Genomic DNA, 16,588 nt, shown 5'->3' on the forward strand with positions numbered 1-16,588 from the left:
CGTAATACTATTCGCTATATGGACCCGTTTTCCTGCAAATTCTCTAAAAGTTTTGTCAAAGTTTGTAGAAATCGCTCCCGATCATCGTCGGTAAAAGGCTTTGGGCCCTTCGTATGTTTCCCTGCCCGCCGTTTTTTGGACTGCTCATGCCTTCGCTCGAGAAGAAAATCGATGGTCCTATCGGAATAAATTTGGCCTCGATTCGACATAACTACCGCCTGTTTGGCCAAGCCTATCGTGGCCAAGCCAAAATCCTGCGTAACGAGCACATCGTTCGGTGAAATATGGTTGGCGATGTACAGATCGACGGATTGATCGGAGCGGTCCACCTGAATGACCCGAACCCCTTCCCGGGGAGACAAATGATGGTCAAAAGATGCTACCATCCAGACAGCGATGCGATAAAAACCGGCCGCCTTCACAATCTCCGCCTTTACCGGGCACGCATCCGCATCGACAATCACTTTAGGTGCCTTCACCCGTTACCTCCCTCGCATCCGGTTTACATTCCGAATTGGATTAATCGTCACTAAGTATATACGCTTCTTATTGATAAATTCCTGCTATTCATACAAAATCCTATCTTCTGGTGCGTAAAATGTCTTCTATCAGGCTGGCTGTTTCTTCAACAGCTTTATTGGACACGTCAATGACTACGCACCCCAGCCTGGACATAACCGATGCGGAATATTCCAGTTCCTCATTAATTCGTTCGACCTTGGCATAGTTGGCGTTTCCGGCCAAACCCAACGCCTTGAGCCGTTCTTTACGGATCACGTTCAGCTTGTCTGACCTAATGGTCAACCCTATTACCTTTTTGCTGGAAATACTAAATAGCTCGTCGGGCAGCTTCATCTCGGGAACGAGCGGCACATTAGCTACCTTATATCGTTTATGCAGTGCCAAATACATAGCTAACGGAGTTTTGGAAGTACGGGAGACGCCAACCAGTACGATATCTGCTTTCAAAATCCCTCGGGAATCCCGGCCGTCGTCATATTTGACTGCGAACTCAATAGCCTCCACTTTTTTGAAATAGGCCTCGTCCAATTGGTGAATCATGCCGGGCTCATGCCGGGCTGGACGATGAAGCACCTTCTCCAGGTTCGTAATAATCGGACCGAGCAGGTCGATGGTAATGACCTGCTGAATAACCGCCTGCTCCAGCAGGTAATCCCTCAGCTCAGGAATAACTAATGTGAACACGATCACCCCGTTCACTTTTTTGGCCATGTGAACGATATTATCTATTCCTTGCTTATCGTGGATATAGGTCGCCCTGCGAATATCAATCTTGATCGGGGAAAACTGTACGGCAGCCGCTTTCACGACCGATTCCCCGGTCTCCCCTGCGGAGTCGGAGACGACAAATACGACTGGTGTTGCGATAGATTCCGTCATTTGCAACCTCCCTTATCTATGTTATAAACCCGGACAATAGAGCTCGGGTTCGCTAAAATGCTGCAACTTGGAGAGCATCAAGTTAGATGCCCATTATATTATATACGTTTGTTTCAACCATTCGTTTCACTACTCTTATTCTATTTTTATTCAAATGTTATATTTCTCCATTTGATCTATGAAATTTCGAGATTTCCAGCGGATATCGAGATGCGCATCCATAAAGGCTCTCATCGCCGCCTTAAGTCTTTTTTTCGTTTCGGGCTTAACGTCAGCCGTCCCCAGCATACGGAGATCCACTCTTTGGAACAGACGAAGAAGGCGCAAGATCGTTGCCGGCACAGGAACCGCTGAATGATCCTTTCCTTTGCATGCCGAACATAGAATCCCTCCCTGCATTGGGCTTAACACCATTTCCCCTGCCGCCCTGCCGCAGGAAACGCATTCGTCCAACTGGGGATGATAGCCGGACAAGGCCAGCATCTTCATCTCTATTATATGGAGAACTATCGTCGGATCTTTCCCTTCATCAATCGCCGATAATCCCGCCGTCAACTGCTCGAACATAACGAGGTCGGGCTCGGCTTCCGGCAGAATACGGTCCGCAAGCTCAACCAAATAGGCGGCATAAGCCGCTTTATGCAAATCTTCTCTTAGTCCCTGGTAAGAATGAATCGGCTCCCCATGATTCAGCGTTCCCATCTGACTTCCTTTATAAATAACAAAATCGCCATGCGTAAATAATTGCGCAATGGCGGAATACCTGCTTTTAACCTTCTTCGCTCCCCGTACCATCACGCTTACCTTCCCCAGCGAGCGTGTGAACAGAGATAAAATTTTGTGACCTTCCCCATAATCCATCGTGCGGATAACGATTCCTTCCGTCCGGTAAAGCATAGGCTTCGTTCCTCTCTTATACTAGCCGGAAAGGCATTATGCTTCCCTTGTATTGTTCGGCTCCTCGTCCGTCCAATTCCAGTCTTCCTCCGACCATTCGTCGTTATCTTTGTAAAGCAAATAAGCGTCTATACTGCCCGTCCTGGAAAAATAATCCCAATAAAACTCATTCATAAGCAAGCAGCTCCCTTTCCAAGAAAAGTATAAATGCTTACTAATAGGATGATCCAATCTTCGACTCCTATGCGATGCAATAATTGACAGTTGACGATTTGCAATTAATCATGGCGAAAGCCTAGATCTTTTAAAATTCGTTCCTGATTCCGCCAATCCTTCTTTACTTTGACCCACAGCTCCAAAAAAGTTTTGGAACCGAGCAGCCTCTCGATGTCCATTCGGGATTGCCTCCCGACTTCTTTCAGCAAAGCGCCCTGCTTGCCGATAATAATCCCCTTTTGCGAATCCCGTTCCACGTAAATCACTGCCGAAATATGAACGACTCCGTTTTCTTCCTGGCGCATGTCCTCTATCGTCACCGCGATCGAATGAGGAATTTCCTCTCGGGTCATATGCAGAATTTTCTCGCGAATAAGCTCTGCGCAGATGAATTGCTCCGGATGATCGGTCACTTGGTCCGCCGGATAATACTGCGGCCCTTCCGGCAAATACCGCGACAGAGCTTCCAGCAGGGCATTCACGTTGTTCCCCTGTAAAGCCGATACCGGGATGATTTCAGCAAACGAATACAGCTCTTTATATTGCGCAATAATCGGCAATAGCTCCTCCGGATGAACTTGGTCGATTTTATTAAGAACCAGCAGCACCGGCGTATCCACCTGCTTTAATCTCTCTATAATAAATCGGTCTCCGCCGCCCAGGCCCTCGACTACATCGACCAAGAATAGAATGGCATCGACTTCGTTCAGTGTTCCTTCCGCCACCTTCATCATGTAATCACCGAGCTTGGACTTTGGCTTATGGATTCCCGGAGTGTCGAGAAAGACGATCTGGCTGTGATCCGTTGTATAAACTCCATGGATTTTATTTCGGGTAGTTTGCGCCTTGTCTGACATAATCGCGATTTTCTGTCCAATGACTTGGTTTAGCAGTGTGGATTTGCCCACATTAGGCCGGCCAATAATGGCTACAAAGCCTGAAGAAAAGCTTGGTTTCATTGATTATCCTCCTGATCTATTCTTTCCTGGAGTCCATTCCGGCATGAAACCCCAAAAAGTGAAGATGGGCTTCGAAGTGAGTTCCAATTACTTTTCGGGGACCCCGATCCAACCCACCTAAAGAAAGCCGCTCTTCCGTTAGTACTCCATTATACTCGCAGCATAAACGCTCCGGGGAGCAAATCCGACACGGTTGTCTCCTGAACGTCCCCAGCCAAATTAGCCATATAAACCGGCATATCCGGCGAACATAGCTCAATCATGACCTGGCGGCAAACTCCGCAGGGAGTGATCGGCTCCGGAGTATCCCCAATCACGACCAGAGCCTGAAACGATCGCGGTGCTTGTCCATCTGCAATCGCCCGGAAAAGCGCGGTTCGTTCGGCGCAATTAGTCGGTCCGTAAGCGCCGTTCTCAATATTGCATCCGTGAAATACAGTACCATCGGCACCTATCAACGCACAGCCCACCCGGAAGCCCGAATAAGGCGCGTAGGCCTTGTCCCGCGCCAAGGCAGCTTCTTTTATCCATGCGGATACATCCATTCCTCTACCTCCTTGCGTGCAATAAGTAAAGCTTTCACTTGGGACTTTTTATTGTTAAACATGTGGCACTAAAAAAGCTATCATTCCTTTACAAAGGAAAGTGCCTCCAAAGCTTCAAACATCATACTCCTTCCCCAAAAAGTGAAGATGGGCTTCGTAGTGATTTCCATGTACTTTTCGGGGGCCCCAGTATATTAACCTATACCCAAACGTAACCGATGTAACTCTAATCTACGATAACTTGCCCTGTCGACAGCTTTTTGGCCCCACCCCATGCATGGGTGTTAATTCTATTTGCCGTCAGAATATAACGGTTACTCCTATAATAACGTATGCAGCCAAAAAGCCAAAATCGTCACTGCTGTCCCGATGAACGCGCCAAGCAAAAGCGCAGGCCAGGTGCGGGTCTTCCTCTGGTATAGCATGAACATAAAAAGAAGGGACAAGCTGTAGGCTAAAACAGCCACCAAAGGTTGCAAGGAGATGACCGAAATAAGAGTGGATATCGAAAATGAGACGGCCATCCACAGGCTGGGCCTGATCGCCGATTTGGCAGAGAATCGAGATTCCACCGCAATCAGAGTAAAAGCGACTAGCGCAAGATAGAGCCAGACCGCAGAGGAGGACAGCCTGGCCGGCTCTTCCTTAACCCCATTAATCCAACGCTCCAATGGCTCGTAAAAAACGACCATTCCAACGACAGCGGCAAAAACCGCAGACACCAGGACAGAGGCTGCGGCAACATCTTTAGCAATTTTGGCAAGGGGATGAACCTCCGGCATGGCCAGGTCCACCGCCTTTTCTACAGCTGTATTAATCAGTTCCGTAACAATGACAAGGGTAATGGCCAGCAGAAGGAATAAAATATCCAACTTGCCCAGCCGGAAAAAGAGAGCGGACAGCAGGACGACGAAAGAAGCGGAAAAATGAAATTTCATATTCCGCTGGGTCGTTAAAGCATATTTGATTCCCGAATAAGCGAATCGGAAGCTTCTTAGCCATCTCGTTATTCCGTTCACCTGGTCAAGCCGGCCTCCTGTAAAATCTCTTCCTGCTTTCTAATCATCACTTGCTCTTCAGCCTCCGTCTGATGATCGTAGCCGAGCAAATGAAGAAAGCCATGCACGAACAAAAAGCCGATTTCCCGATTTACCGAATGACCGTATTCCTGGGATTGTTCTATGGCTCTAGGGATTGAAATAATGATATCTCCCAATTGATCTCCGCCGAACATGCTTCCGGTGAGGGTATCCTCATCGGAAGCAATTTCCTCCAGGTCGCCATAATTGATTTCGATCTCTCCCGCACCGAACTCCATCATTGGAAATGAAAGCACGTCGGTAGCCTGGTCTATCGCCCGGTATTCTTTGTTCAACTTACGAATTTCTTCGTCGGTAACAAAGCTGAGGGCCACTTCACCAAGCGGAATGTCTTCCCGTTTCCCGGCGATTTGCAGCAGCTCCTCGATCAACGAAATCAGCTCCGGTGTAATTTCGTACTGATCTTGTTCATTGCTCCACTCTAGCAACAAGGCCATCGCTTATGACTCTCCTTTGCTTTCATTATTTTTAGGCAAATCACTCGGATATTCAATGCGGGCGTGGAAAATGCCTAGCAGTGCTTCCTTGAGCGCTTTGGCAATAGTGTCCAAATCTTTAATGGTCAGATCGCAATCGTCAAATTGGCCGTCATCCAACCGGTCTTTAATAATTTTACGAACCATCGAATCGATTTGTTCAATCGTTGGGCTGCGCAGCGAGCGGACGGCCGCTTCCACACAGTCGGCAATGCCTACGATGGCCGCTTCCTTGGACTGAGACTTGGGTCCGGGATAACGATAATCGCTTTCCTCTACCGTTTCCCCTGATTCTTCTGCTTGCTTGACCGCTTTGTAGTAAAAGTATTTTAACAGCGTTTTGCCATGATGCTGCTCCGCGATATCGCGAATGGCTTTAGGCAGATTGTACTCCTTAAGCATTTCTACCCCATCTCTAGGGTGAGCGGTAATGATCGCTTTGCTTAAGCTGGGTTCTATGCTGTCATGGGGATTATCCATATTCATCTGATTCTCAATAAAATAGCTGGGCCGTTTAGTTTTGCCAATATCATGATAGTATGATCCTACCCGGCAAAGCAGACCATTCGCTCCCACCGCTTCCGCGGCGGCTTCCGATAAATTCCCTACCATGACGCTATGATGGTATGTGCCTGGTGCCTCCGTCAGCAGCTTGCGCAGCAGAGGCAGGTTCGGATTAGAAAGCTCGACCAGCTTGAGAGGCGAAAGAATTCCGAACGCCATCTCGAAGAACGGCATAATTCCGATGACCAGAATGGCGCTGATGATTCCTCCCAATGCCGCGAAGGAAAGCCCGAAGGACAAATCGGCCATCGTCATTCGATTGTCGAGCAGCACCTGGGTGACAATTCCAAGACAGCCGAACACCGATACCATAATGCCCGCCTTCAAAATCGTAATCCGCTGGCTCGCCTTATGCAGGGAGAAAATAGCCGCGAAGCTTACGATCAAAGAAATAAACAAGTACCGGTGATCCATTAATCGATCCTGATCCATATTAAAGATAATTCCGGACATCAGACTGAATAGAATGGACGAAACATAGGCAAGGGGAGCATCCAGCAATATAATAACCAGCATCGTCCCCATAGCAACGGGAGCCAGATAGCCGATGTACGGATACTCCAAATTTTGTCCCAAAGCAACGATCTTCATTCCAATAATGTTTAGGAAGAAGATAAGCAACAGCATAACGAGTTGGGAATTGTTAGTCCGAATGCTCAACTGACTCTGGCGAATAAACAGGAAGATAACGAGCACGAACATCAACACCAGCAGAGCCAGGCCTAGATGAGGCCGAATATCGGTTTTGTCCTTCAGTAGATTGAAGGTTTTCAACCGCTGATACGTTTCCTCCGTTATCATTTCGCCCTTATACACAAGCACGTCATTCTTTCCGAATAGAACCGGCTTCGTATTTTCTCTGGCTTGCGCCCGGGCTTGATCCGTTTCCTTGGCGTCATAGAATTTGTTAGGAGTAAGAGCGAATCGGACAATCTCCTGAACGAGCTCCCGCGCCGTATTCTTCTGCAGCGTCGAAGAGTTCACCATCTCTGTTACTTTAGAGCGGGCGGCTTGTGCTTCCACCAAGGGATCATTCATCAATTTATTGACAATGTCCTTGGCTACCTTTTCCATATCGGTCAAATCTTCCTTGGTCAGCCTCGGAAACTTATAGAAGCTTTCCTCCGAAAACTTGTACTGCTGCTCCAGAAGCTGCTTCTCAATCTCATTCATCAAAGTATCGTTATAGTTCCCGGCCGCTCTCATCGTCTTCATGAATCTTTCAACATAATCGGTATAAATAGATGGAAGCAGGTTGCGGTATAGACTGACCCTGACGTCGAAGGTCATTTCCGGATCCGCATTATTCTGTTCCAATTTGTCGAATATCGTTTCGACAATTTGCTCGTTCTTGATCGATATAATCTTGTACACGGGCTGAAGCCGGGAAGCCGCTTCTTCCTTCGCCCGCTCCGTAGCCAACGAATTTTCCTCCTGGTACGGGGCCAGTATAGTCTTCTCGCTTATGGTGTTCGGCTGAATATCATAGGTTTCCGGAACGACCTTATTAATAAGAGAGAAGTAGAAAAGCAAAGCAAAACCCAACAACAGCACATACCGGATAATCGGGCTTGTTTTCCACTGACTCAGCCGGGAAGAGGCTTTTCCGTTGGCGGACGCTTCGTTTCCTGACATGAAACTCAGTCCTCTCTATCCATGCTTTTCTTGATCTAGGTTGTAAGCAGTTATAATTTTTTGGACCAGGGAGTGACGGACAACATCTTGCTCCGAGAAATAGACGAATCCGATTTCTTCAATTCCCGCCAGAATCCGCTCCGCTTCCACCAGCCCCGACCGTTTGCCCCTGGGCAAATCGATTTGTGTAATATCGCCGGTGATCACCATCTTCGAGCCGAAGCCTAAGCGGGTCAGAAACATTTTCATCTGCTCGGGGGTCGTATTCTGGGCTTCATCTAATATAATGAACGAATCGTCAAGTGTTCTGCCCCTCATATAGGCTAACGGGGCGATCTCGATCAGCCCTCTTTCCAACGATTTCGCTACTTGTTCAGCTCCGAGGACATCGTTAAGAGCATCATACAATGGCCGTAGATACGGGTCAACCTTTTCCTGAAGGTCTCCCGGCAGAAATCCGAGACTTTCCCCTGCCTCCACCGCAGGACGGGTAAGAATGATCCGCTTGACCTTGCCTTCCTTCAAAGCGGCAATAGCCAACACAACCGCCAAATAAGTTTTTCCAGTACCTGCAGGGCCAATTCCAAAGACGATGTCCTGCTTGCGGATTTTGCCGACATACTGCTTCTGCCCTATTGTTTTAATCCGGATCGGCTTCCCCCGATACGTATGGGTAATTTCCCCTTTAAACAAATCGAGAAGCTGATCGGCCATCATTTGCTTCGATAATTCAACGGCGTACAGAACGTCCCGTTCGGATAACGGATAGTTGTTGCGAACCAATTCCAGCAACACCTCGAACAGCTGCTGAAGCTGCTGGACCTCCCGGGCTTGTCCCTGAATAACGATCTCTTCTTCCCGAGAAAAGATTTTGGCATCGGCTTGCTTTTCGATAATAGACAAATACTTGTCCTGCGGCCCGAACAACGACAGCCCTTCGGCTACGTTAGCGAGCGGAATTTTAACAACAATCTGTTCTTGATCGGTCAAAAGGCCTCATTCTCCTTAGCTCTTGAGTAACTATATTATACGTAAGATATTATCGTATATGTGCGCCTGGAAGCAAATATTAATCTGAAGAGACGGGAAAAAAGTCCCCTTTTGTTCACGAAGGATGCCAAGAATTTTCCTGAAGAAGGAGCAAAGGCTTACAATGCTAGAAAGCAGAGGCTATAAACGACAACCATGTGCATAAAATAACCCCTCAAATTTCTATAAGGAAAAAAAAGACGCCGCAACCGGCGCCGCCTCAAATCTCTGCTGCTTCGTTATATGCTGCTGCTAGTTTCGTGTGGGATGGGGTTAGCTGACAGGACCTGGACCCGAGCCTGGTTCCTGATCCGGTGCCGCTTCTTCGGGCGGTACGGTCACAATCGGCTGCTCCACGGCGATATTTTCCTCCACTTCAAAGTGAACCTCCATCACCAGCTTCCCGTTCTCCTCTTGCTCCTTCAATATTTTCTCTGCTATAATTTTGGATTCCTTGCCGGCTTCCTGCAGCAAATCTGCGCGAGCCCGCTCTAATCCGATCTCCCGTGCCGCTTCTTTCTCCAAGGGCTCTTCCAGCAGATGAACCTCGCGCACCTTTTCATTCAGCCAACCGACAGGCAGACCGTAATTCCGCCACTGCAGCGTTTTGCGGGACGAGGCCGATTCGGATGCCTCATACTTATGACCATAGCCTGTTAATTGCAAGGCCCGATTGCCAAAAACGAGATAAAACCGTTTAAATGAATTCCCGGAATAAGTTTTATATTTGCGGACCAGCGGGGTTTCTATTGTACTCGTATACCAGACGAGTCCCTTCACTTGACCTTGCGAGACGACGGTTTGCTGATTCGCCTCGTTGCCGATCCATCCCGAGATGAGCACGTCCCCTTCGCGAACATACTGATTCGGCTGCACGACCGGCTTCCCTTTTTCCGCTAAAATTTGGGTGACCACCGCATTCTTCGTCGCGACCAGATGACGTGGATTCATAGGCTCTCTTTCTTCGGGGCTGGCGCTCTCCACCACTTTAATGCGGATATGGGTCCCCTCCACCTGGACACCTATCCAGGCTGCCCCGGGAAGCTGATTATGCAATTCCCGAGCCAGATCCTCCTGGTTCTTCAAGCGGAATTTCCATTGATATTCATAAATCCCCAGTTGCTTCGCTTTTTCCAAAATTTCGACCGTCATGAGCTTCTCATTTCCTTCCACCTCGACCTTCCAGACAAGAGAGGTCAGCAGAAAAAGACCGGCTAGAAAAAAGAAAACGCCCGCGACAAAAAATTTTCGTTTACCCAGTTTGTCCAAAAAAAAGGGAAGCCCATAGCGATGAAGGATATGCAAGCGACAGCCTGTCTTTTTTAACAGCGGACGAAGCCTGTAGAAATCCGAGATGGATAAATTCACCTCCGCCAGTTGCTCCTTGATTATCCGTATATCCCACAGAACGAGGCGGGTGGCCACAGCCAGATTAATCAGCTCCTCCAACCGTTCGCCACGCAATTCGATTGTAATGTATCCTTTAATCTTGGAAAATAGATTTGGCTGCACCCGAATTCACCCTTTGTCGTTATTGATATATTTGATATCGTTAATCGTCCCTTCGATGAACACTTCTTCCGTCTGAATGCCCCTCATGACCAAATCTTTGCCGTGAACCTCCAGCTCGCCTTTTCCGAATGCTAATTTCAGCAGTTGACTGGAAAAATGAAGAACTCCCCGATGATTTTCGATATAGAGCTGCATATTACCGATCATCGTCAATCTGGGCAGATCGAGGATGACGTCCTGAGGCACTTCGAGCAGCTTCGCTGTAACCATGTTGAGCTTTTTTTTAATGGAGCGCATGCCTCGCTCATCCCTCCGAACCGATAGGCTTTTTTACAAAATATGCTGATGGGCCGTTAATTATGAAAAGGACTGCTTCTCTCTTCGCGGATAAAAGAAAAAAGCAGAGCTCTATCGCTCTGCTTGGAATGTTTCCTGCTATTTTATGATTCAAATAGGGGCCGGAATCTAATCAACTTATCATCTTCGGGTGTCGGGGTTCCGCGCCCATCCCGATTATTGGTCATGATATAGAGAGAACCGTCGGGACCTTCCGCCACATTGCGGATTCTCCCCAATTGCTGTTGAAATAATCCATCCATATGTTCTACGGAAGTATAATCCGCCCCGCCGAAGGTGATCTCCAGAATTTGCATCCCGCGCAAGTTGGCTACCAAGAGCTTGTCCTTCCACGGCCCTTGGCTGACGAAGGTCATACCGGAAGGCGCCCAGGTCGTTTCCCCGCTGTGCAGAAGGGGACGGATCATTCCTTCTCGCTCCTCATCCCCGCTTATTTCTGGCCATCCGTAATTGCCGCCGGGCTCTATCCGATTAATCTCGTCATGGGCAGTCTGACCATGTTCTGAGCTGTAGAGCTTGCCCGTAACAGGATGCCAAGCCAATCCTTGCGGATTCCGATGTCCCCAGCTGTAAATCGGGGAATCCGGAAACGGATTGGACTCCGGGATGGAGCCATCGGAATGGAGACGAAGGATTTTGCCCCCCAGGCTGTGCAAATCTTGCGCAAGCTGGGGATCATACCGCTCCCCGGTCGTAATGTAAAGAAGCCCGTCCGGGCCGAATTTGATCCTGCCTCCGTTATGATTCGTATCGCCCGGGATGTCCGCAATCAATATCTTGTCCAATTCTACGCGGCCCTCCCGGTCCTTCAGGCGAAGTACCCTGTTTTTAACTTGTCCGCCCGTCTCGTAGCTGTGATAAGCATATAAATAGCCATTCTCCGAATAGTTCGGATCGATTTCCAGCCCGAGCAGGCCTCCTTCTCCCCGGCTAATGAACGGCTCCTCAAAGCGGAAGACCGGCTCGTCCACCAGCTTCCCTTCCTGAATTCGTCGGATTTGTCCGGGTCTTTCCGTCAACAATATATCTCCGTTGGGGGTGAAAACCATTTCCCAAGGCACATTTAATTGATTAGCCAGGATTTCCATTTCGTATGGAAACTTATCCCCTGCAACGGCATTCTCCTCTGGCTCTCTAGGAAGACCCTGCCCGTTCCCATCAATTGAGCATGCGCTGACGAGCAGCAGGAGTAGAGTGATTCCAATAGCTCTTATCATCTCGGGCACTCCTTTATCGATTAAAGAATGCAAAATTCCCCTGCCGGCAAGCCGACAGGGGGAAGTCTATTTGCGAAAGGGTCTTTTGGACCGGGGCGGTCCCAGAATTTCAGACCAGATGATTCCTTGAACCACTTGGCGCTGCAGTTCCTCGGCTCTTCGGTTAACATCTATCTCCGCCTGCCTGTCAGTCATCGTCTCCCGATCAAGAGAAAAGCTGGCTTTCCGCGAGGAAGCGGCCGCTTTTTTATCGTAAGAGGTTCTTTCATAACCAGAAATATCATCGTTGCGTTCATCTTCATGGCCCGATAACCCATCATACGCCTCTTCCATCCATACCGTCCGGCCTTCAGCCCGGCGGTTATACTCGGGGGCTTCCGTCCTGGGTCGCTCGGGTTCCAAGGAGCCGTCCGATGCGGAAGGCGGCGACGTAGAGCCTCCTCCAAAAGGTGGCATCGATCTTGTATTTCCTTGCTTGCCCGGCTTGGCCTTGCTCATCAAACCGGATAAAATAGCAAACAATATAAATACAATAAATATATTGTTCTTCAAAAAATCTATGATATCCATTCAGCTCACCCCTCTGCTTCGGTTTATGGCGAAACCAGGGTTATTCCTTAACATTCTTATCGTTCGTATTCTGAGTATTTCCTATGCTGGAGCGCATCTGAGTATCGGACTCAATATTTTTCAAATTCATGTAGTCCATCACTCCAAGCTTGCCTTGGCGCAGCGCATCTGACATAGCCAGCGGTACCTGGGATTCGGCTTCAACAACCTTCGCCTTCATCTCAACCACTTTTGCTTTCATCTCCTGCTCCTGAGCAACGGCCATAGCCCGGCGCTCTTCCGCCTTCGCCTGAGCAATCCGCTTATCGGCCTCTGCCTGTTCCGTTTGCAGATTAGCCCCAATGTTCTTGCCTACATCCACATCCGCAATGTCAATGGATAGAATTTCGAATGCGGTTCCGGCATCCAATCCTTTACCAAGTACTGTTCTGGAGATCAAATCCGGATTTTCCAGTACATCTTTGTGTGTATTGGAAGAACCGACCGTCGTAACGATCCCTTCCCCTACCCGGGCAATGATCGTTTCTTCCCCGGCTCCGCCGACCAAGCGGTCGATGTTGGCCCGAACGGTTACACGGGCTTTAACCTTCACTTCAATTCCGTCTTTAGCTACAGCAGCGACCATGGGAGTTTCAATAACACGCGGGTTAACGCTCATCTGTACCGCCTGCAGCACATCCCGGCCTGCAAGATCGATCGCTGCAGCCCGTTCAAAGCCGAGCGAGATATTAGCACGCTGAGCGGCAATTAAGGCGTTAACTACGCGGTCCACGTTACCGCCCGCCAAGAAGTGGCTTTCCAATTGGTTAATATTAAGACCCAATCCCGCTTTAGTCGCTTTGATTTGGGGATTGACAATCCGACTTGGAATGACTCGACGCAAGCGCATGGCCACCAGCGTAAATATGCCGACGCGTACGCCGGATGCAAGAGCCGAAATCCACAGCATGATCGGAAAGAAGCTGAAGAATACGGCTAATACGATAATGACCAGTGCTGCTAACAGCAAAAAAGAAATGCTAGTAGGATCCAATGAAATAACCTCCTGTACTTAATTGGTATTAGTCGAACCAGATTACAACCCAAAATTTTAAATCAGATTTCATCCTCTTTAAGTTCGCGAACCACGACCCGTGTTCCTTCTATTTGGGTCACTTTAATTTTCTGACCGCGGTCAATATAGTCTCCGAGCGTCACAACGTCAACGCGTTCCTCATTGATCAGAGCCGTGCCCGACGGACGAAGAGTTGTTAGAGAAATCCCTGATTTGCCTATCAAATGCTCCTTGGAAGAAGTGGAAGTGTAGCCCATCTCATTCTTCTGCTCATCGCGCAGAATAAATTTATTCCACACCCCTTTATGCTTGAAAATTTTAATAAATATGGCAATAACAATGATCGCGACGATCGCCGCAATCCCTAAAGATTTCAGACCGCTGGCCGTATTGTAGGATGCCATCACCACTCCGCTTATAAGCGCAATGGAGCCCGCAACAGCGAACAAGCCAAAGCCAGGGACGATAATTTCAACCAAGAGCAGAATAATACCGATAATAAATAACGCGATTTCTTCAATTCCTGCAAACCCGGCAATATAATGACTGAAAAAATATAAGCCAAAGCCAAGAGCTCCAAGAATGCCGGGCAAGCCAAACCCAGGAACAAACAGTTCAATCGCTACCCCGGCAATACCAAGCAACAAAAGCAAGGTTTTGGCTACAGGGCTTGTTAGCAGCCTGCTGAGCTTCTCGGCGGTGCTGGGCTCAATTTGAATACGGGGAGCATCTTGTACGTTCTTATACTGCAGCACCTCTTCCAGAGTAGCCGCCGTATGCTCCGAATAGCCCGCTTTCAAAGCATCGTCATAAGAAAGCGAAACCAGCTGTCCTGCTGCAAATTTCCGGTTGGCCTCCGGAATATCCACGTCGATATTTTTATCTACCATTCCAGCGGCGATTCGGGGGTCGCGGCCGCGCATTTTTGCTACGGATTCCATTGATTCCACCCAATAAGAAACCAGCTTGGCATCCGTCACTTCTCTGCCGGACTGATCCACGATAGAGGCCGCTCCAATGACACTGCCTGGAGCCATGACGATCTCATTAGCGTTCAAGGCAATGAAAGTTCCAGCCGATGCGGCGTCTCCATGAACGAACGCCACCGTTGGAATCTGACTGTCCTTGACCATATTGCCAATTTCCATCGCTGCCGTTATTTCGCCACCCAACGTATTGATATCCAACACAATCAGCTGAGCTGACGCTTCGTGAGCCTCTTTAAATGCCCTTTGGAGAAAGCTTTGCAGTCCGCTTTCAATCGTTTGATGCACGGGGATAATATAGACTGCACGTGAAGAAGCTGTCTTGCTTTCGGCGCTCACTCCCGGGTAAGGAAGCAATACGGCGAGCAGAGGAAGCAGCATTAGCAGTCCGATTAACCATCTTCTTTTCATAGTATACCCCTCCTTCCTCAAGCGTTAGCTTAATTACCTTTACACAGTACTACGTAAAGTTTCGGCTTATGTTTCAATCCTTAAACAATTTTCTGGTCAGGATAATAACATATTCCCCATAGATCTAAACATTTTGGATTATATGTAACTTTATAGAAAATAAAACAACCGTTTTCATCCGCATCTTTGGGACTTTATTATTCTGAAACCATCCATGGCAGGATCACTGACCCTTCCTCGGGCAGTAAAAAACACCCCGATCCGGGGTGTTTTGCTTGTTGTCGGTTTAAGTCAGCAGTTGTTGGACCAACTGATTGACGAGCTTGCCGTCCGTGCGGCCTTTTACTTTCGGCATCAGAGCAGCCATCACCTTGCCCATATCCGCTTTGGAAGAAGCGCCTGTTTCTTGGATGGTCTGCTGTACAAGAACTTTAACCTCTTCTTCTGTCAATTGCTGCGGAAGGTACTCAGCGATGACGGCAATTTCTGCTTTAGCAGATTGCGCTAAATCTTCTCGGCCTGCTTTTTCGAATTCCTGGAGGGAATCTTTTCGCTGTTTGATTTCACGACTTATTATATCAAGCACTTCGTTGTCATCCAACGATCTTCGCTGATCGATTTCTATATTCTTAATCGCGGAGCGAATCATTCGGATTACGGAGAGTCTGAATTTATCTTGGCTCTTCATCGCCTGCTTCATATCTTCGTTCAATCGATCACTTAAGCTCATTAATAAGTCCTCCTAGAACTTCCGCTTCCGAGCGGCCTCCGACTTCTTCTTACGCTTAACGCTGGGCTTCTCGTAATGTTTGCGCTTTTTAACTTCAGCCAGCACCCCATCCTTAGCGATGGAACGTTTAAAGCGGCGAAGAGCAGCATCTATTGTTTCATTCTTGCGAACTTTTGTTTCTGACACCAGATTTCCCTCCCTCCGAACAGACCGTCCAAGACGACTAAACACGGTTATCAAACTTCATTATATGTTAAAAAGAAAGCGGGTGTCAACCTACATCATTCATGCCGGAACGTCTTTTACAATCTGTTTGACGAGTCTATTGTCTATGAGCCTTTTACGGCACCGCTATTCAATGATTTAATGGCCCCAGCTTGGCTCCGCCTAACAAATGATAGTGGATATGAAACACGACTTGACCCGCGTTCTTCCCACAATTATTAAGCAGTCGGTACCCGCTTTCGTCTACACCGAGCTCCTTGGCTACCTTTTGCGCGGCACGGTGAATATCCGCAATGAGCGGCAAATCCTCTTCCCGAACGTCCTTCATCGCAGCTATATGCTTCTTCGGAATGATCAGGGCGTGGACAGGAGCCGCCGGCTGAATATCATGGAAGGCCAGCACGGTATCATCCTCATAAATTTTATTGGCAGGAATCGAGCCTTCAACAATTTTACAAAAAATACAATCCATATCCGAACCATTCCTCCACTTAATTTAAATAATACTACTTATTGTAGCAAAAAAAAGGAACACATCCAACTTACTGTCCAGCTTCTTCCCCCCCAGAACCGTATCGGATCTTTCAGCGAACTGAACTCCCCCCAAACTGTCGCTATTTCGTCAGTAGACCGGGTCGGAATCCTCCGATATAATGGATGAGAAAAACTTATAACTATTGTAGATGGAGCGAGCAAGCCAAACC

Annotated in this window: 19 protein-coding genes; all 19 read right to left on the reverse strand. The window is 48.2% G+C overall.

Translation table 11 applies throughout. The annotated features are described in order from the left end of the window. Positions 1-14: 14 nt before the first annotated feature. The gene (locus KJS69_RS24865; protein WP_213586507.1) at positions 15-479 is read right to left on the reverse strand and encodes a YaiI/YqxD family protein; all 465 of its coding nucleotides are present in this window, start codon (positions 477-479) and stop codon (positions 15-17) included. A gap of 100 nt (positions 480-579) precedes the next feature. Continuing rightward, the gene (locus tag KJS69_RS24870) at positions 580-1,401 is read right to left on the reverse strand and encodes a pyruvate, water dikinase regulatory protein (RefSeq protein ID WP_213586508.1); all 822 of its coding nucleotides are present in this window, start codon (positions 1,399-1,401) and stop codon (positions 580-582) included. A 150-nt stretch (positions 1,402-1,551) separates the two neighbouring features. Then, the gene (gene recO, locus KJS69_RS24875; RefSeq protein WP_213586509.1) at positions 1,552-2,298 is read right to left on the reverse strand and encodes a DNA repair protein RecO; all 747 of its coding nucleotides are present in this window, start codon (positions 2,296-2,298) and stop codon (positions 1,552-1,554) included. Between the two features lie 36 nt (positions 2,299-2,334). Next, entirely contained in the window at positions 2,335-2,472 is a 138-nt protein-coding gene (locus KJS69_RS24880) for a YqzL family protein (RefSeq protein WP_213586510.1), read from the reverse strand. A 104-nt stretch (positions 2,473-2,576) separates the two neighbouring features. Next, positions 2,577-3,473, reverse strand: coding sequence for a GTPase Era (era, locus tag KJS69_RS24885; RefSeq protein ID WP_213586511.1), 897 nt, complete (start codon positions 3,471-3,473; stop codon positions 2,577-2,579). 149 nt (positions 3,474-3,622) lie between these two features. Continuing rightward, positions 3,623-4,018, reverse strand: coding sequence for a cytidine deaminase (gene cdd / locus KJS69_RS24890; protein WP_213586512.1), 396 nt, complete (start codon positions 4,016-4,018; stop codon positions 3,623-3,625). Between the two features lie 320 nt (positions 4,019-4,338). Further along, complete coding sequence (locus tag KJS69_RS24895; protein ID WP_213586513.1) at positions 4,339-5,037, reverse strand: diacylglycerol kinase family protein; 699 nt, start codon at positions 5,035-5,037, stop codon at positions 4,339-4,341. Next, positions 5,034-5,555, reverse strand: a complete 522-nt coding sequence (ybeY, locus tag KJS69_RS24900) for an rRNA maturation RNase YbeY (protein WP_213586514.1) — start codon at positions 5,553-5,555, stop codon at positions 5,034-5,036. Before ybeY ends, KJS69_RS24895 begins: the two co-directional genes overlap by 4 nt. Before the next feature lie 3 nt (positions 5,556-5,558). Next, positions 5,559-7,793, reverse strand: coding sequence for an HD family phosphohydrolase (locus tag KJS69_RS24905; RefSeq protein ID WP_213586515.1), 2,235 nt, complete (start codon positions 7,791-7,793; stop codon positions 5,559-5,561). A gap of 15 nt (positions 7,794-7,808) precedes the next feature. Then, positions 7,809-8,783 carry a PhoH family protein gene (locus KJS69_RS24910; protein ID WP_213586516.1) on the reverse strand — a complete coding sequence of 325 codons (975 nt, stop codon included), beginning with the start codon at positions 8,781-8,783 and terminating at the stop codon, positions 7,809-7,811. A gap of 312 nt (positions 8,784-9,095) precedes the next feature. Beyond that, on the reverse strand, positions 9,096-10,334 hold the full coding sequence (yqfD, locus tag KJS69_RS24915) for a sporulation protein YqfD (protein ID WP_213586517.1): 1,239 nt from the start codon (positions 10,332-10,334) through the stop codon (positions 9,096-9,098). A gap of 6 nt (positions 10,335-10,340) precedes the next feature. After that, positions 10,341-10,631 (reverse strand): sporulation protein YqfC, encoded by a 291-nt coding sequence (yqfC, locus tag KJS69_RS24920; RefSeq protein WP_213586518.1) that lies wholly within the window; start codon positions 10,629-10,631, stop codon positions 10,341-10,343. A 143-nt stretch (positions 10,632-10,774) separates the two neighbouring features. Next, a complete protein-coding gene (locus KJS69_RS24925) occupies positions 10,775-11,908 on the reverse strand; it encodes a PQQ-dependent sugar dehydrogenase (RefSeq protein WP_213586519.1) in 1,134 nt (377 codons plus the stop codon). A gap of 66 nt (positions 11,909-11,974) precedes the next feature. After that, entirely contained in the window at positions 11,975-12,478 is a 504-nt protein-coding gene (locus KJS69_RS24930; RefSeq protein ID WP_213586520.1) for a hypothetical protein, read from the reverse strand. Positions 12,479-12,518: 40 nt separating this feature from the next. Continuing rightward, positions 12,519-13,511: a flotillin-like protein FloA gene (gene floA / locus KJS69_RS24935; RefSeq protein WP_213586521.1), complete on the reverse strand. Its 993-nt coding sequence runs from the start codon at positions 13,509-13,511 to the stop codon at positions 12,519-12,521. A gap of 62 nt (positions 13,512-13,573) precedes the next feature. After that, positions 13,574-14,929 (reverse strand): NfeD family protein, encoded by a 1,356-nt coding sequence (locus KJS69_RS24940; RefSeq protein ID WP_213586522.1) that lies wholly within the window; start codon positions 14,927-14,929, stop codon positions 13,574-13,576. A 286-nt stretch (positions 14,930-15,215) separates the two neighbouring features. Continuing rightward, positions 15,216-15,659 carry a GatB/YqeY domain-containing protein gene (locus KJS69_RS24945; protein ID WP_213586523.1) on the reverse strand — a complete coding sequence of 148 codons (444 nt, stop codon included), beginning with the start codon at positions 15,657-15,659 and terminating at the stop codon, positions 15,216-15,218. A 12-nt stretch (positions 15,660-15,671) separates the two neighbouring features. Then, a complete protein-coding gene (gene rpsU / locus KJS69_RS24950) occupies positions 15,672-15,845 on the reverse strand; it encodes a 30S ribosomal protein S21 (RefSeq protein WP_005547957.1) in 174 nt (57 codons plus the stop codon). Between the two features lie 169 nt (positions 15,846-16,014). Continuing rightward, positions 16,015-16,356, reverse strand: coding sequence for a histidine triad nucleotide-binding protein (locus KJS69_RS24955; protein WP_213586524.1), 342 nt, complete (start codon positions 16,354-16,356; stop codon positions 16,015-16,017). Positions 16,357-16,588 lie beyond the last annotated feature (232 nt).

Origin of the sequence: Paenibacillus sp. J2TS4, from assembly GCF_018403245.1 — a bacterium.
Taxonomy (GTDB): Bacteria; Bacillota; Bacilli; order Paenibacillales; family NBRC-103111; genus Paenibacillus_L.

Coding starts and splice junctions, on each gene's coding strand:
- KJS69_RS24870 (WP_213586508.1), bottom strand. CDS start 1,401: ATGACGGAATCTATCGCAACACCAGTCGTATTTGTCGTCTCCGACTCC.
- yqfC (WP_213586518.1), bottom strand. CDS start 10,631: ATGCGCTCCATTAAAAAAAAGCTCAACATGGTTACAGCGAAGCTGCTC.
- KJS69_RS24880 (WP_213586510.1), bottom strand. CDS start 2,472: ATGAATGAGTTTTATTGGGATTATTTTTCCAGGACGGGCAGTATAGAC.
- KJS69_RS24925 (WP_213586519.1), bottom strand. CDS start 11,908: ATGATAAGAGCTATTGGAATCACTCTACTCCTGCTGCTCGTCAGCGCA.
- KJS69_RS24930 (WP_213586520.1), bottom strand. CDS start 12,478: ATGGATATCATAGATTTTTTGAAGAACAATATATTTATTGTATTTATA.
- KJS69_RS24940 (WP_213586522.1), bottom strand. CDS start 14,929: ATGAAAAGAAGATGGTTAATCGGACTGCTAATGCTGCTTCCTCTGCTC.
- era (WP_213586511.1), bottom strand. CDS start 3,473: ATGAAACCAAGCTTTTCTTCAGGCTTTGTAGCCATTATTGGCCGGCCT.
- cdd (WP_213586512.1), bottom strand. CDS start 4,018: ATGGATGTATCCGCATGGATAAAAGAAGCTGCCTTGGCGCGGGACAAG.
- KJS69_RS24945 (WP_213586523.1), bottom strand. CDS start 15,659: ATGAGCTTAAGTGATCGATTGAACGAAGATATGAAGCAGGCGATGAAG.
- ybeY (WP_213586514.1), bottom strand. CDS start 5,555: ATGGCCTTGTTGCTAGAGTGGAGCAATGAACAAGATCAGTACGAAATT.
- KJS69_RS24955 (WP_213586524.1), bottom strand. CDS start 16,356: ATGGATTGTATTTTTTGTAAAATTGTTGAAGGCTCGATTCCTGCCAAT.
- recO (WP_213586509.1), bottom strand. CDS start 2,298: ATGCTTTACCGGACGGAAGGAATCGTTATCCGCACGATGGATTATGGG.
- KJS69_RS24905 (WP_213586515.1), bottom strand. CDS start 7,793: ATGTCAGGAAACGAAGCGTCCGCCAACGGAAAAGCCTCTTCCCGGCTG.